The organism is Chelativorans composti (assembly GCF_039541695.1).
Classification (GTDB): Bacteria; Pseudomonadota; Alphaproteobacteria; order Rhizobiales; family Rhizobiaceae; genus Chelativorans; species Chelativorans composti.
Window position 1 is genome coordinate 33,227 of sequence record NZ_BAABGS010000071.1, and the last position, 13,867, is coordinate 47,093.

Sequence of the window (13,867 nt, forward strand, 5' to 3'; positions counted from 1 at the left end):
TGTTGCTCACTGTGCCGCCGTCGCGACCGGCACGAAGTCCGGCGAGTCCGTCGAAGCGTAGTTGAAGGTCACGTCCTTCCAGGTGTCGAGCGCCTGCTTGAGCGGCAGGCAGTGACGCGCCGCGGCCTTCAGGATCTCCGGTCCTTCGTTCAGGTAGTCGCGGCCCTCATTGCGGGCGAGCACCATGGCCTCCAGGGCCACGCGGTTGGCCGTCGCGCCAGCGGCAATGCCCATCGGGTGCCCGATCGTGCCGCCACCGAACTGCAGCACAACGTCCTCGCCGAGCAGGTGCAGGAGCTGGTGCATCTGGCCGGCGTGGATGCCGCCCGAAGCCACCGGCATCACCTTGCGCAACGATGCCCACGGCTGATCGAAGAAGATGCCGTTCTCCAGGCGCAGCGGATTGAAGTCCTCGCGGCAGATGTCGTAGTAGCCCCTGGTCGTGTTGGGGTCGCCCTCGAGCTTGCCGACGACCGTGCCCGCGTGGATGTGATCAACGCCCGCGAGCCTCATCCACTTGGCGATGACGCGGAAGGAAACGCCATGCGTCTTCTGTCGCGTGTAGGTGGAGTGGCCGGCACGGTGCAGGTGCAGGATCATGTCGTTCTTGCGCGCCCACTTCGCCATGGACTGAATGGCCGTGTAGCCGATCACCAGGTCGATCATGACGATGACCGAGCCAAGCTCCTTGGCGAATTCCGCGCGCTCGTACATGTCCTCCATCGTCGCGGCGGTGACGTTGAGGTAAGTGCCCTTCACCTCGCCCGTCTCGGCCTGCGCCTTGTTCACGGCCTCCATGCAGTACAGGAAGCGGTCGCGCCAGTGCATGAAGGGCTGCGAATTGATGTTCTCGTCGTCCTTGGTGAAGTCGAGCCCACCCTTCAGCGCCTCGTAGACCACGCGGCCATAGTTGCGACCGGAGAGACCCAGCTTCGGCTTCACCGTGGCGCCAAGCAGCGGTCGGCCGAACTTGTCCAGACGCTCGCGCTCCACGACGATACCCGTGGCCGGCCCCTGGAAGGTCTTCACGTAGGCAACCGGGAGACGCATGTCCTCGAGACGCAGCGCCTTCAGGGCCTTGAAGCCGAAGACGTTGCCGATGATCGACGCCGACAGGTTGGCGATCGAGCCCGGCTCGAACAGGTCGAGGTCATAGGCGATGTAGGCGAAGTACTGACCCGGCGCGTTCGGCACCGGATCCACCCGGTAGGCCTTGGCGCGGTACTTTTCGCAGGCCGTCAGGCGGTCGGTCCAGACCACCGTCCAGGTGGCGGTGGAGGACTCGCCGGCAACGGCCGCCGCCGCCTCAACCGGGTCCACGCCATCCTGCGGGCTGATGCGGAAGACGGCGATGATATCCGTATCCTTGGGCTCGTAGTCCGGCTCCCAGTAGCCCATCTTCTTGTATTCCATAACGCCGGCTGCGTAGCGTTCGGCTCCGGTGAGCGTCGTCTTGTCGGCCATGATACTGCTCCTCTCTGTTCGGGCGCCGTCAGGCAGCCTTGGCAACGGATGTTTTCGGGTCGAGCTCGCCGCGCGCGTAGCGCTTGGCCATCTCGTCCATCGGGATCGGCTTGATCTTCGAGGCATGCCCCGCCGTTCCAAATCGCTCGAAACGATCGCGGCACAGCGCGCGCAGCGCATCCATCGCCGGTTTCATGAACTTGCGCGGATCGAACTCGGACGGGTTCTCCATCGCGATGCGGCGCAGCTGGCCCGCCATCGCAAGACGGCAGTCGGTGTCGATGTTCACCTTGCGCACGCCGTGGCGGATGCCGCGCTCGATCTCCTCAAGCGGCACGCCATAGGTCTGCGGCATCTCTCCGCCATACTTGTTGAAGATGTCCTGCAGCTCCTGCGGGACCGAGGACGAACCGTGCATCACCAGATGCGTGTTCGGCAGCCGCCGGTGGATCTCCTCGATGACGTGCATCGCCAGAATGTCGCCGTCCGGACGGCGCGAGAACTTGTAGGCGCCGTGGGATGTGCCGCAGGCGATCGCCAGCGCGTCCACGCCGGTCTTGTTGACGAAATCCACCGCCTGGTCGGGATCGGTGAGCAACTGATCATGCGATAGCTCGCCTTCCGCGCCATGGCCGTCCTCGGCCTCGCCGCCGCCCGTCTCGAGCGAACCCAGCACGCCGAGCTCGCCTTCCACGGAAGCGCCGACCCAATGGGCCATGCGCGTCACGCGCTCGGTGATCGCGACGTTGTATTCGTAGCTCGCCGGCGTCTTGGCGTCGGCCTCCAGCGAGCCGTCCATCATCACCGACGTGAAACCGTGACGGATGGCGGTGAGGCAGGTGGCTTCGTTGTTTCCGTGGTCCTGATGCAGGCACACGGGAATGGACGGAAACATCTCCACCAACGCGTCGATCATCTTGGCCAGCATGATGTCGCCTGCATAGCTGCGCGCGCCGCGCGAGGCCTGGATGATGACAGGGGCATCACAGTCCTTCGCCGCTTCCATGATGGCGAGGCCCTGTTCCATGTTGTTGATGTTGAAGGCGGGAACGCCGTAGCCGCGCTCCGCAGCGTGATCGAGCAGCTGTCGCAACGTGATCTTCGCCATGATCTGGCTCCTCCTCTGGAAATCAGTTGTTATTCCGGGCCTGCCCGCCGGCCGTGCCGGCAAACGCCAGCGCCCGTTCCGCCACGGCCTCCGCCGTGATGCCGAAGTGGCGGTAGAGATCGCCCGCCGGCGCACTGGCGCCGAAACCGTTCATTCCGACAAAGTCTCCGTTTCCGGCGATCCACCGGTCCCAGCCCAGGCGCGCGGCGGCCTCCACCGCGATGCGCGGCGCGGTTCCCAGAACGGAGCGTTGGTAATCCTCATCCTGCTCCTCGAAGAGCTCCCAGCAGGGCATGGAGACGACCGCCGCGTTCAACCCATGCTGCGCCTTGAGAAGCTCGGCCGCGGCGACGGCGATCTCCACTTCGGAACCGGTCGCAAGCAGGGTGACATCCCGCCTGCCGTCCGCCTCGCGCAGGACATACGCGCCGCGAGCGGACGGCAGGCTGTCTGAGGCTGTCCGCAAGGTCGGGAGGTTCTGGCGGGACAGCACCAGGACACTGGGGTGGTTTCTGCTGCGAAGCGCGAGCTCCCAGCATTCCGCCGTCTCGATGATGTCGGCCGGACGGAAGACATTGAGATTCGGGGTGGCCCGCAGCATGGCCAGATGTTCGATCGGCTGGTGCGTCGGCCCATCCTCGCCGAGACCGATGGAGTCATGCGTCAGCACATAGATGACGCGCTGGCCCATCAGCGCGGAGAGGCGGATCGCACCGCGTGCATAGTCCGCGAAGCAGAGAAACGTGCCGCCGTAGGGCACAAAGCCGCCGTGGAGCGCGAGGCCGTTCATCGCCGCGGCCATGCCATGCTCGCGGATGCCGTAGTGGATGTAGCGGCCGCCGTAGTCGCCGGGTTGCACCACCCCCAGCCCGTTGGTGAGCGTCAGGTTGGAGTGGGTCAGGTCCGCCGAACCGCCGACCGTGAGTTCCGTGGCCCCGTTGATGACCGCGAGCGTCATCTCCGACGCCTTGCGGGTCGCGACCCTCGGAGCCTTCTCCGACTGCTCGGCACGGAAGGCGCGCAGAGCCTCGAACACCTCCTCCGGGATTTCGCCGCTCACAGCACGGCGGAAAGCGTCCGCCTGGGGAGACGCGGCAAGCCGCGCCTCCCAGGCCTCGCGCGCAGCCCTGCCCCGTGCCGAAGCTTCACGCCAGGCCCCGATGATCTCGTCCGGCACCTCGAAGGGTGGATGGCTCCAGCCGATGTTTTCCCGCGTGGCGGCGATTTCCGCCTCGCCCAGCGGCGCGCCATGGGTCTTTTCCGAGCCCTCGAGGTTGGGAGCGCCCTTGCCGATCGTGGTATGGCAGGCAATCAGCGAAGGGCGCTCCTCAGCACGGGCGCGCTCGATGGCTGCGGCAACGGCCTCGGGGTCATGCCCGTCGACCTCCTGCACGTGCCATCCGGCGGCGGCGAAGCGAGCCAGCTGATTCATCGACGTTGACAGGCGCGTCGGGCCGTCGATGGAAATTCGGTTGTCGTCCCACAGCACGATGAGCCGGCCGAGGCGAAGGTGCCCGGCGAGGTCGATCGCCTCGTGGCTGATGCCTTCCTGCAGGCAGCCGTCGCCCGCGATGACATAGGTGTAATGGTCCACCAGCTCCGGACCGAAACGGGCGGCCAGCATCCGCTCCGCCAGCGCCATGCCGACGGCCGTGGCAATACCCTGCCCCAGAGGGCCGGTGGTCGTCTCGACGCCCAGCGTATGGCCGTATTCGGGATGGCCCGGCGTGTGACTGCCCAACTGGCGGAAGCGCTTCAGCTCCTCCACCGGCATGTCGGCGTAGCCGAGCAGGAAGTGGATGGCATATTGCAGCATCGAACCGTGGCCTGCCGACAGCACGAAGCGGTCACGGTCCGGCCAGTCCGGGCGGGAGGGGTCCAGCTTGATGAAGCGGTTGAACAGCACTGTCGCGACGTCCGCCATGCCCATCGGCATGCCGGGATGGCCCGAATTGGCCCGCTGAACGCTGTCCATCGCCAGCGCGCGGATGGCGTTCGCCATCTCCCGATCGGAGACGCGAGGGGTCTGGCTGGCCTTTGCCGCGGTGAGGCTTGTCATCGTTCTCCTCCTCAGGATGCGCGCCGCTTGCGCTCGATGAGCTGCAGGATGAGCGGGGTCAGGATCAGTTGCATCGCCAGATCCAGCTTGTTGCCTGGCACCACGATGGAGTTCGCCCGCGACATGAAGGAGTCCTTGATCATCGCGAGAAGGTACGGAAAGTCGATGCCGCGCGGATTGCGGAAGCGGATCACCAGCATCGACTCGTCCGGCGTCGGGATCCACCGGGCGATGAACGGGTTCGAGGTGTCCACCACCGGCACGCGCTGGAAGTTGATGTCCGTTTCCGTGAATTGCGGCGTGATATAGCGGACGTAATCCGGCATCCGCCGCAGGATCATGTCCATCACGGCTTCCGTGGAATAGCCGCGGGTCTCGCGGTCCCGATGGATCTTCTGGATCCACTCCAGGTTGATGACCGGCACGACGCCGATCTTGAGATCGCAATGGCGCGCCAGGTTGATCTTGTCCGTGACCACACAGCCATGCAGCCCCTCGTAGAAGAGCAGGTCGCTCTCCTCGAACTCCCGCCATGGCGTGAAGTGCCCGGGAGGAACACCGTGGATGCGGGCCTCTTCCTCGTCATGGACATAGGTGCGGGTGCGGCCGGTCCCCTGGCGGCCATATTCCTCGAAGACGGATTCGAGCAGTTCGAGCTCGTTCGCCTCGACATTGAAATGGGTGAAGTTCGGATTACCCCTTGCGGCCTCCTCGGCGACCTTCTTCTTCATCTCTTCGCGATTGTAGCGATGGAAGGCATCGCCCTCGATGAAGGCGGCGGTGATGTTTTCGCGGCGGAAGATCTGCTCGAAGATCCGCTTCACCGACGTGGTGCCGGCGCCCGAGGATCCCGTGACCGAAATGATGGGATGTCTGATGGACATGCTCTCTCACCTCATGCGCGCAGGAGACCACGGCGCCCGAACAGGGGCGAACGCTCTGCTATCCAGGCTGGCTGGGAGACATAGCGGCCCACGCGCTCCACCTCGTGCGCGGAACCGAAGACAAAGGGAACGCGCTGGTGCAGGCTCTCCGGCTGAATATCGAGAATGCGGTGGAGGGTGTCGGTAGCGGCACCTCCCGCCTGTTCGATCAGGAAGGAAATCGGATTGGCCTCGTAAACCAGCCGCAGGCGTCCGTTACGGTATCCCTTTCGCGCGTCGCCCGGATAGAGGTAAACGCCGCCACGGTTCAGGATGCGGTAGCACTCGGCGACCATCGAGGCGACCCAGCGCATGTTGAAATCCTTCTCGCGCGGACCTTCGGCACCCCGCAGGCAGTCCTCGATGTAGACGCGGATGCCCTCGTCCCAGTGCCGCTCGTTCGACATGTTGATGGCAAACTCCTGGGTGCGTTCCGGCACGCGCGGGGCACGCGGCGACTGGATGAAAGCCCTCTGAGCAGGCGAGTAGACGAACAGGTGCGCGCCGCTGCCCATAGTCACCACCAGGGCGAGCTGCGGGCCGTAGATGAAGAAGCCGGACGCGACCTGCCGGTGGCCGGGCTGCAGGAAATACGCGGCAGGCTCCGCCCCCTGCAGCCCTGCCGTCGGGAGGAAAGAAAAAATGGTGCCGATGGAAATGTTGGTTTCGATGTTAGACGAACCGTCGACCGGATCGATCGCCACGGCGAGCAGGCCGTCTTCGCGGAGCATGACCGGTTCCGGCCGCTCTTCGGACGCGTAAACGGCAGCGCCAGCGGCGCGGCAGGCCTCGAGAAACATCTCGTCGGCCAGCACGTCCAGACCCTTCTGGTCGTCGCCTTCTCCGTTGGAACCCCGCCTGGCGCCAAGGTCTTCCGGGAGCGGACCCTCGCTGATCAGATCCCGAACCTTGATCGCCGTCGCGGCCAGTTGCTCGATAGTGCCAGCAACCGCATGCCGGATGTCACCTCCCTGCGATGCGTAGGCACCCAGAAACGTTTCCAGAGTCGTTGCCATCGTTTCCTCCTCCGATGAACGGATACAGAAAAGCAGGAGCGATGGCTTAAGTACATTTTAATTACTTTACTATGCCACTAAAAATACTTTAATTAGCTCATGCGCAACCTGACCCTTAAACAATTCCGGACGCTGCAGGCGGTTGCCCGCCATAGCAAGATTGTGAACGCTGCCAAGGAACTGGGCCTTACGCCGCCGGCGGTGACCATCCAGATCAAGCAGGCGGAGGAGGAACTCGGCCTGGAGCTGTTCGACCGGTCTCGCGACGGCCTGCGACTGACCGCCGCAGGGCTGGCCGTGCTGGAGGCGGCAGGCGCCATCGAGAACCGTCTGCGCCAGCTCAGGGAAGAAATTGACGCGCTCAAGGGCGTGCGCGCGGGCTCGCTCAAGCTGGGCGTGGTCTCGACAGCCAAGTATTTCGCGCCGCGGATGATGGCCGCCTTCATGCAGCAGCATCCCAACATCAAGGTGCTGCTGCAGGTCGGCAACCGGGCCGAAATCGTCGAGAAGCTCAGGACGCATGACGTAGACATAGCCATCATGGGCCGCGCTCCGCAGGACCTGCCGGTGAACTCCGTTCCCTTCGGAGATCATCCGCTCGTCATCATCGCCCCGCCGCACCACCCGCTCGCGTACGAGCGCGATATCTCGAAGGAGCGGATCGCGCGCGAAAACTTCCTGATTCGCGAACCCGGGTCCGGCACCCGGAGTTCTCTGGAAGCCTTCCTGAGCGACATTCCCGGCAGGCTCGACTCCCTCGGTATCGAGATGGGCTCGAACGAGACCATCAAGCAGGCCGTGATGGCGGGCCTCGGCATTGCCTTCATTTCAGCCCACACGATCGAGGCGGAGGTGGAGACAAGACGCCTCGTTATTCTCGACGTGGCCGGCCTGCCGGTGCGCCGGCAGTGGTTCGCCGTCACCCGCGCCGACCGCGTCATGTCCCCCGCCATGGCCGCCTTCAAGGCTTTCCTGCTTAGCAAGGGCGCCATGTACCTGCCCTTCATCGACAAGCTCTATCCGGCGACGGCGCTCGGCTCGAGGGAGTGAAGACGGGAGCGGCTTCACCCCCGATTCGACACCGCAAGTGACACCGGCAATTGTATTGAAAAAAGTACAAATTTAAGTACAAGTATGCCTGACGCATACATGGGAGTTTTTAGCATGCAGCGCGTCGAGGCAGAGGTTGCGGTCAGCGTATCCGACCTGAAGAAGAGCCCCTCCTCCGTGATCGAGAAAGCTCACGGCCAGCCGGTTGCGGTCCTCAACCACAACCGCGTGATGGCCTATCTGGTCAGGGCCGACGTCTACGAACGGATCATGGACCTTTTGGATGACCAGGAGCTAGCACGGATCGTGCAGGAGCGGCAGGCGGCGGGAGAAAAGCCCGTAAAGGCGCGGATCGTGGGGGACGATATCGCGTTCGATGACAACTGAGTACTCGCTGGAGTTCGACCCGGCAGCGCGCATCTATTAACAAGAAAACCGCCGGCCGGAGGACCGGCCAGCGGTTCCATGAAACGGATGACTGCCCTGCGCAGGGTCAGTCGTCGATGTCGATGCCTTCCAGCGCGTAGTGGCGGATGGTCTTGCGGTTGGCGATAAGCTCGTCCACCGTCGGCTCGCCCTTCATGGCGCGCGAGATCGCAAGCTTCATGGCCTCGTAGTTGTTCTTGTAGAGTTCCTTCTTGTCGAGGTTCGGATCGGTCGCGCAGCGCGGATCGAGCCAGATCGTCGCGATGATGGCGATGTCGTCGACGATCTCCCTGGGGATGATGTTTTCCGCCACGCAATCGACGATCGCGTCGCCCAGCGCGGCTTGCACCACGCCGCCCAGAAGCTCGATATAGGCCGAGCTGGTAATCGTGACCTTCGAGGTCATGATCGCGGCCGGTCGGACCATCTGGTTGCAGTCACGGATGATGAACATGCGCGTGTGGCCGGCCGTCTGGCCCAGCATCGTCGCGAAAGCCGTTCCGACAGGACCCTTCACGGAACCGATAACCACCTCCGGCATGGCATCCGTGGCCTGCCCTTCCGACGCGAAAACGGTCGCTTCGCCTGCCCTGAACCAAATTTCAGACATGATCTCTCCTGTTCCTCTGAGATGGGGCCGGTCCGGCGTTGTCATTGCCGCCCCGACCAACAGTTCCGGTGCCCGTCGCGCCCTGTATCACGGCGTAACGTCCTCGTCAGCACCCGCTTCACACGTCGCTGCCGCGCGGCGGAAGAACCTTTGCGGGCCTTTTCCACCCTTTGCATTCGCGCCGATCCGTATAAGCTGTGCGGCCGGTGAGACACTGCAGATGGAAGGAACCATGACGGCACCCCAGCACATCGTCTTTCTGGACCGGGAAACCTTGCCTCCGGAAACGATCCTGAGGGAGCCAGGCTTTCCGCACCGGCTCACCATCCACCCGCGCACGGCCGCCCATCAGGTGGCGGAACGCATCGCGGACGCGGATATCGTCATTACCAACAAGGTTCCGGTGACCGCCGATTCCATCCGCCACGCTCCGCGGTTGAAGCTCATCGCAGTTGCAGCGACCGGCTACGACATAATCGACCTCACCGCTTGCGCGGAGCGGGGCATTACCGTTTCCAACATCCGCGATTACGCCGTAAACACGGTGCCCGAGCATACGTTCGCGCTGATCCTTGCGTTGAGGCGCAGCATCCTTGCCTATCATCAGTCGGTCGCGCGCGGCGACTGGGTGAGATCCGGTCAGTTCTGCTACTTCGACTACCCCGTCCGCAACCTCGCCGGCTCAACGCTCGGCATCATCGGCAGCGGGAGCATCGGACAGGCCGTGGCAAACCTCGGCAGAGCCTTCGGCATGCGCGTCCTCTTCGCGGGCCGCAAGGGGGCCGCGGACGTGGCCCCGTCCCATGTGCCCTTCGAGAAGGTGCTCGAGGAAAGCGACGTCATCAGCCTTCACTGTCCGCTCAGGCCCGAGACCCGCAACCTGATCGGTGCGGACGAATTCGCCCTGATGAAGCGCCGTCCGCTCCTCATCAACACCGCCCGCGGCGGCCTCGTGGACGAGAGCGCGCTTTGCGAAGCCCTCGAGAAGGGCCAGATCGCCGGCGCGGGATTCGACGTGACCACCCGCGAGCCCATGCCGGATGACCATTCGTTCATGCGCCTCATGGACCGGCCGGACTTCATCCTCACGCCGCACGTTGCCTGGTCCAGCCGCGAGGCAATCCAGGCACTGGCAGACCAGCTGATCGAAAACATCGAGCTGTTCCACAAGGGCACGCCGCGCAACGTGGTGCGGTAGACAGCTCCCAGGTCGGACAGGATGCCTCCAGACGCAACGGTACCTTCTTGCCAAGATGCTGCGGCCGGACGCATTCTCGTCAGCACCAATTCACCAAGAAGACTACGAGGGGACAGGAATGAAGACACTTGACGCCCAGGCGACGGAGCAGAACCTCGACTTTCCTCAGCTCATCGCGGCCATCCGCGAGGCTTTCCGGCAGGAGGTCCAGGTTCCGCTGCGGCACACGCATCCGGTGGGCACGGGCACATCGCTGATCATGCCGGCCTGGGATGAGAAGTTCTACGGCGTCAAGATCATCAATGTCTTCCCTGAAAACTCGAAGAAGGGCCTGCCGGGGCTGCACGGCACCTACGTGCTGTTCGACGCGACGACGGGCGTTCCACTTGCCACCGTTGATGCCGATGTTCTGACCGCCTGGCGGACGGCGGCGGCCTCGGCGCTCGGAGCCTCCTATCTCGCGCGCAAGGACGCCCATGATCTGCTGATCGTGGGGTCCGGGCGCGTTTCCAGCCTGATCGCGCAGGCCATGGCGGCCGTGCGCGACATCCGGCGCGTGCGCGTCTGGAGCCGGACCAGGGAAAACGCCGAGGCGCTGGCCCGGCAGCTGCGGACGCAGGGTTTCGAGGCTTCGTCCATCGGCTCCATCGAGGAGGGCTATGACGCGGACATCATCTCCTGCGCGACACTCTCCACCGAGCCGCTGATCCGCGGCGAACGCCTGCAGCCGGGAACGCATGTCGACCTGATCGGCAGCTTCAGACCGGACATGCGCGAGACCGATGGAACCTGCCTGGCCCGTTCGACCGTCTTCGTCGACACTGACGAGGCCCCGGCCAAGGCAGGCGACATTCTCGCGGCCGTCAACGAGGGCCACTTCAGCCTCGATCGCATCGCGGCAAGCCTCACCGACCTCGCCATGGAACGCCACCCCGGCCGGCAAAGCGACGAGGAAATCACCCTGTTCAAGTCAGTGGGTAACGCCCGCGAGGATCTTGCCGGCGCAGTGCTGGTCTACCGCAAGGCGACCGAAGCCGGGCGCTGACGCCGCGATCCGGTTCCGGGGAGCCTTCCATCAACGCTGCGGCCGCACGGAGTTTCACCGCGTGGCCCGCTTTCAGTTCTGCCCCGATGCGACAGATCTGATCCCGACGACCCTGCCTTCCCGCTGCTGCACCGTTGCCGGGGTCGGCGCCGCATAGACCGAGGTCCGGTTACGCCCTTCGCTCTTCGCGCAGTAGAGCGCCTGGTCCGCGTGTTCCAGAAGCCGGAACAGCGGTATGCCCGCCCCACGATGCACGGCAATGCCGATGCTGGTGGTAGGCCCCACCTGCGCCAGGGATCCATCCCGGCAACTTGCGAAAGACTGCCGAATGCGTTCCGCTATGCCGTAGGCTTCCGCCGAGCCGGTGTCCGGCAGAAGGGCGGCGAATTCCTCCCCACCGTAGCGGCAAAGCAGGTCGTTTCTTCGCAGGGCCGACCGCGCGATCCGGGCAAAGGCGCGGAGCACCTCGTCGCCCACGAGATGACCATGCGTGTCGTTGATCTGCTTGAAATGGTCGAGGTCGAAGAGCATGAGCGCGCAGCCCGTGTCGCCGCCTTCACGCTGTTGCGCCAGCTGCTCGGCCTGCCGCAGGAACTCGCGGCGATTGAGAAGGCCGGTCAGGCCGTCCTGCGCCGCATAGGTCTCGGCCAGGCGCAGCGCCCTCTCCCTCGAGATCGAGATAAGACACAGGCTTGCTAGCACGATCATGACCAGCAGCAAGATCGTCGAAGTCTCCGGGCCCAGCACCGCGCGGAAAAAGGTATGCTCGGGCCCCAGCGTCACGAATGCCACCGCGCGGGCAAGATACCAGCACGCATTGATCAGGCAGATCGCCGCAAGGATCTTGCTGTGCCTGAGCAGGCGCTCCTCGCCGGCGGCCTTCCGCAGGAACTCGGCGCCGCCGAGTGCTGAAAAGGCGCTGAAGGCAAGGAAGAACGGCAGCGCTCCGCTCCAGGGGCTATCGACGGGGCCGACCGGAATCATGAGAAGGGCGATAACCACGGGGATCGCCAATGCGGCCGGGAAAGGCACGCCTCGCCCGTTGACCGCCCGGGCGCCGATCCAGCCCAGTGCAGTCGTGAGCGCCGCGAAGCCATTGCCCACGGGATAGGCCCACAACCAGCTCCCGTTCAGGGCCGGAAGCAGATAGAACATCGAAGCCAGCGGCGCGCACAGGAATGAACAGGCGAACCAGAACCCGAACGAGGGCTCCTCGTCCACCGTGTCCAATGCAAACATGAAACCGCAGGTTACGGAGACGATCTGGAAAACCACCAGAAGGGACGACAGGTCTAGGTGCATGGCCGGCACGGTTCGATGGCGTGCAACTCTGCTCGCGGGACTCTCAGACCGCTACTCGAGAGCACGATAATCTCTTGCTGGACGAGAAATAACGACTGGAAACACTGGCCCGCTGCTGAACGACGGGTCCGGGTGCAGTGCGTGTACCAACTCCGTGTGTTCAGTGTCACGTCATAAGATTAACACAGGTCAGCATGGCCTGTGCAGCAGAATTATCATCCGTGCCGACGCCGGGCGATCAGGCAATTCCGGCAGGTCGATTCACGTCATGCGAGCTGTGCTCGGTTCGCCAGCGCAACGGCAGGGACCGCCTGCAACATCGGACGGCACAGGCGCGCCGGGCAGGGCTATTCCGGCGCAAACCGCAAGTTAACCCTTGCTTATATTTCAGCTTCCGTCCCGGATCGCGTCAGTCATATAACCCTTGCGGGCGTAAACCGTACACGCAAACGGCAAGCGCCCGTCGTACTCGTCCCGCAGGAGGAGAACCATCATGATCTCGCTTTCCAGGCTGCTCGCAGAATCGCGGATCTGCGTCGGCAGCGGAATGATCGCGGCAGCCGCGCTGCTGGCGCTTCCAGGCGTGGCCGGGGCCGCTGACGGCTATGCCTTCGACGTCAACATCACGCTTTCCGAGAAGGCCACCCAGACGTTGAAGGCGGCGAACGAAGGCATCACCGTGGACGTCTGGTACTATGGCGAGCCGAATGAGGCCGGCAAGAGCCACACGGAAGAAGGGCTCATCTATTACGGCTCCCAGAAGATCGAGGTTCCCGGTGAGGCTGGCACGGTCCACATCTCGGGCAAGACGGCCGATCCCGACAAGCTGAAGTGGATCCAGGGCGAGCCCCGTGTCGAGGCAAACATCTATACGTCGCGCAAGTCGAGCGAGTTCAACCTGATCGCTTGCGATCTTCTCGACGGCACCCTGAAGCAGCTTCAGGAAAAGCCGGTCACGGTGCACTGTTCGTTGATCGAGGAGCATCGCGAAACCAAGGTCGTTCCCGAAGCCTGAAGAGCCGGGCAGGTGCGGGAGGACTTTGCGCCGACAGGTGAGGACCACCCACTCGTGTGTCTGCTGGGGAATGGAGGGGAAGACGATGATCCGCCACCTTACCGGTGAGTTGTTGACCTGCCTGATTGGGCGAGCTTCCACTCTTAAGCTCGTTCCAGCCATCCTGTTGTTGACAGCCGCGGCGGGACAGGCAGCGGAGAACTACGCGTTCCAGTTCGACATCACACTGTCCGACAGGGCGGCAGCCGCGCTCAGGGACGCGAACGAAACCATCACCGTCGAGGCCTGGTATTTCGGCCTGCCGAACGAAGCAGGCAGGGAGCACGCGGAAGGCGGTTTCGTTTACCTCGGGTCGGAGAGCATGGAACTGCCACCGCAGACCGCGACGGTCCGTGTGAGCGGGAAAACGTTCGATCCTTCCCGGCTCGCGTGGATCGAAGGAGAAATCGTCACAGCGGTCAGCGTTTATTCCTCCCGCAGATCGAGCGACGATAACCTGATTACCTGCGATACATTCCATGAGGAGCTGAAGACAGTGCAGTCGGAGCCGCCCGCCCTGCATTGCGTGCTCAATGACGAGCTCTGACGCGCCCAGCGCGACAGAGCCGCCTTTTCCCGGAAATCCTGGGCCCCCCGGCCGACATGAACGGG

General features: G+C 64.0%; 13 protein-coding genes. 6 read left to right on the forward strand and 7 right to left on the reverse strand.

All coding sequences use genetic code 11. The annotated features are described in order from the left end of the window. Positions 1-6 precede the first annotated feature (6 nt). From ABD906_RS12815 to ABD906_RS12835, 5 genes are read right to left on the reverse strand one after another with little or no spacing between them, the layout of a single operon-like run. A complete protein-coding gene (locus tag ABD906_RS12815) occupies positions 7-1,464 on the reverse strand; it encodes a form I ribulose bisphosphate carboxylase large subunit (protein ID WP_345099808.1) in 1,458 nt (485 codons plus the stop codon). Between the two features lie 28 nt (positions 1,465-1,492). Then, the gene (fba, locus tag ABD906_RS12820; RefSeq protein ID WP_345099809.1) at positions 1,493-2,572 is read right to left on the reverse strand and encodes a class II fructose-bisphosphate aldolase; all 1,080 of its coding nucleotides are present in this window, start codon (positions 2,570-2,572) and stop codon (positions 1,493-1,495) included. 22 nt (positions 2,573-2,594) lie between these two features. Then, positions 2,595-4,631 carry a transketolase gene (gene tkt, locus ABD906_RS12825; RefSeq protein ID WP_345099810.1) on the reverse strand — a complete coding sequence of 679 codons (2,037 nt, stop codon included), beginning with the start codon at positions 4,629-4,631 and terminating at the stop codon, positions 2,595-2,597. Positions 4,632-4,642: 11 nt separating this feature from the next. Next, positions 4,643-5,515 (reverse strand): phosphoribulokinase, encoded by an 873-nt coding sequence (locus tag ABD906_RS12830; protein ID WP_345099812.1) that lies wholly within the window; start codon positions 5,513-5,515, stop codon positions 4,643-4,645. Between the two features lie 11 nt (positions 5,516-5,526). Further along, positions 5,527-6,570, reverse strand: a complete 1,044-nt coding sequence (locus ABD906_RS12835) for a class 1 fructose-bisphosphatase (protein ID WP_345099813.1) — start codon at positions 6,568-6,570, stop codon at positions 5,527-5,529. A 99-nt stretch (positions 6,571-6,669) separates the two neighbouring features. Between ABD906_RS12835 and ABD906_RS12840 the strand changes: the two genes are divergently transcribed. Together ABD906_RS12840 and ABD906_RS12845 are read left to right on the forward strand one after the other, a co-directional pair. Next, entirely contained in the window at positions 6,670-7,620 is a 951-nt protein-coding gene (locus ABD906_RS12840; protein WP_345099814.1) for a LysR family transcriptional regulator, read from the forward strand. A gap of 114 nt (positions 7,621-7,734) precedes the next feature. Beyond that, entirely contained in the window at positions 7,735-8,007 is a 273-nt protein-coding gene (locus tag ABD906_RS12845) for a type II toxin-antitoxin system Phd/YefM family antitoxin (protein ID WP_345099815.1), read from the forward strand. Positions 8,008-8,113: 106 nt separating this feature from the next. On the opposite strand, the gene fae is transcribed toward ABD906_RS12845, so the two are convergent. Further along, positions 8,114-8,656: a formaldehyde-activating enzyme gene (gene fae / locus ABD906_RS12850; protein ID WP_345099816.1), complete on the reverse strand. Its 543-nt coding sequence runs from the start codon at positions 8,654-8,656 to the stop codon at positions 8,114-8,116. A gap of 232 nt (positions 8,657-8,888) precedes the next feature. On the opposite strand from fae, the gene ABD906_RS12855 reads away from it, so the two are divergent. Together ABD906_RS12855 and lhpI are read left to right on the forward strand one after the other, a co-directional pair. Next, complete coding sequence (locus ABD906_RS12855) at positions 8,889-9,854, forward strand: D-2-hydroxyacid dehydrogenase (protein ID WP_345099817.1); 966 nt, start codon at positions 8,889-8,891, stop codon at positions 9,852-9,854. Between the two features lie 118 nt (positions 9,855-9,972). Further along, positions 9,973-10,899 (forward strand): bifunctional Delta(1)-pyrroline-2-carboxylate/Delta(1)-piperideine-2-carboxylate reductase, encoded by a 927-nt coding sequence (lhpI, locus tag ABD906_RS12860; RefSeq protein WP_345099818.1) that lies wholly within the window; start codon positions 9,973-9,975, stop codon positions 10,897-10,899. Positions 10,900-10,971: 72 nt separating this feature from the next. On the opposite strand, the gene ABD906_RS12865 is transcribed toward lhpI, so the two are convergent. Continuing rightward, on the reverse strand, positions 10,972-12,201 hold the full coding sequence (locus tag ABD906_RS12865; RefSeq protein ID WP_345099819.1) for a GGDEF domain-containing protein: 1,230 nt from the start codon (positions 12,199-12,201) through the stop codon (positions 10,972-10,974). A 493-nt stretch (positions 12,202-12,694) separates the two neighbouring features. On the opposite strand from ABD906_RS12865, the gene ABD906_RS12870 reads away from it, so the two are divergent. Together ABD906_RS12870 and ABD906_RS12875 are read left to right on the forward strand one after the other, a co-directional pair. Next, entirely contained in the window at positions 12,695-13,216 is a 522-nt protein-coding gene (locus ABD906_RS12870) for a hypothetical protein (protein ID WP_345099820.1), read from the forward strand. 85 nt (positions 13,217-13,301) lie between these two features. Then, positions 13,302-13,802, forward strand: coding sequence for a hypothetical protein (locus ABD906_RS12875; RefSeq protein WP_345099821.1), 501 nt, complete (start codon positions 13,302-13,304; stop codon positions 13,800-13,802). The last annotated feature ends 65 nt before the right edge of the window (positions 13,803-13,867 follow it).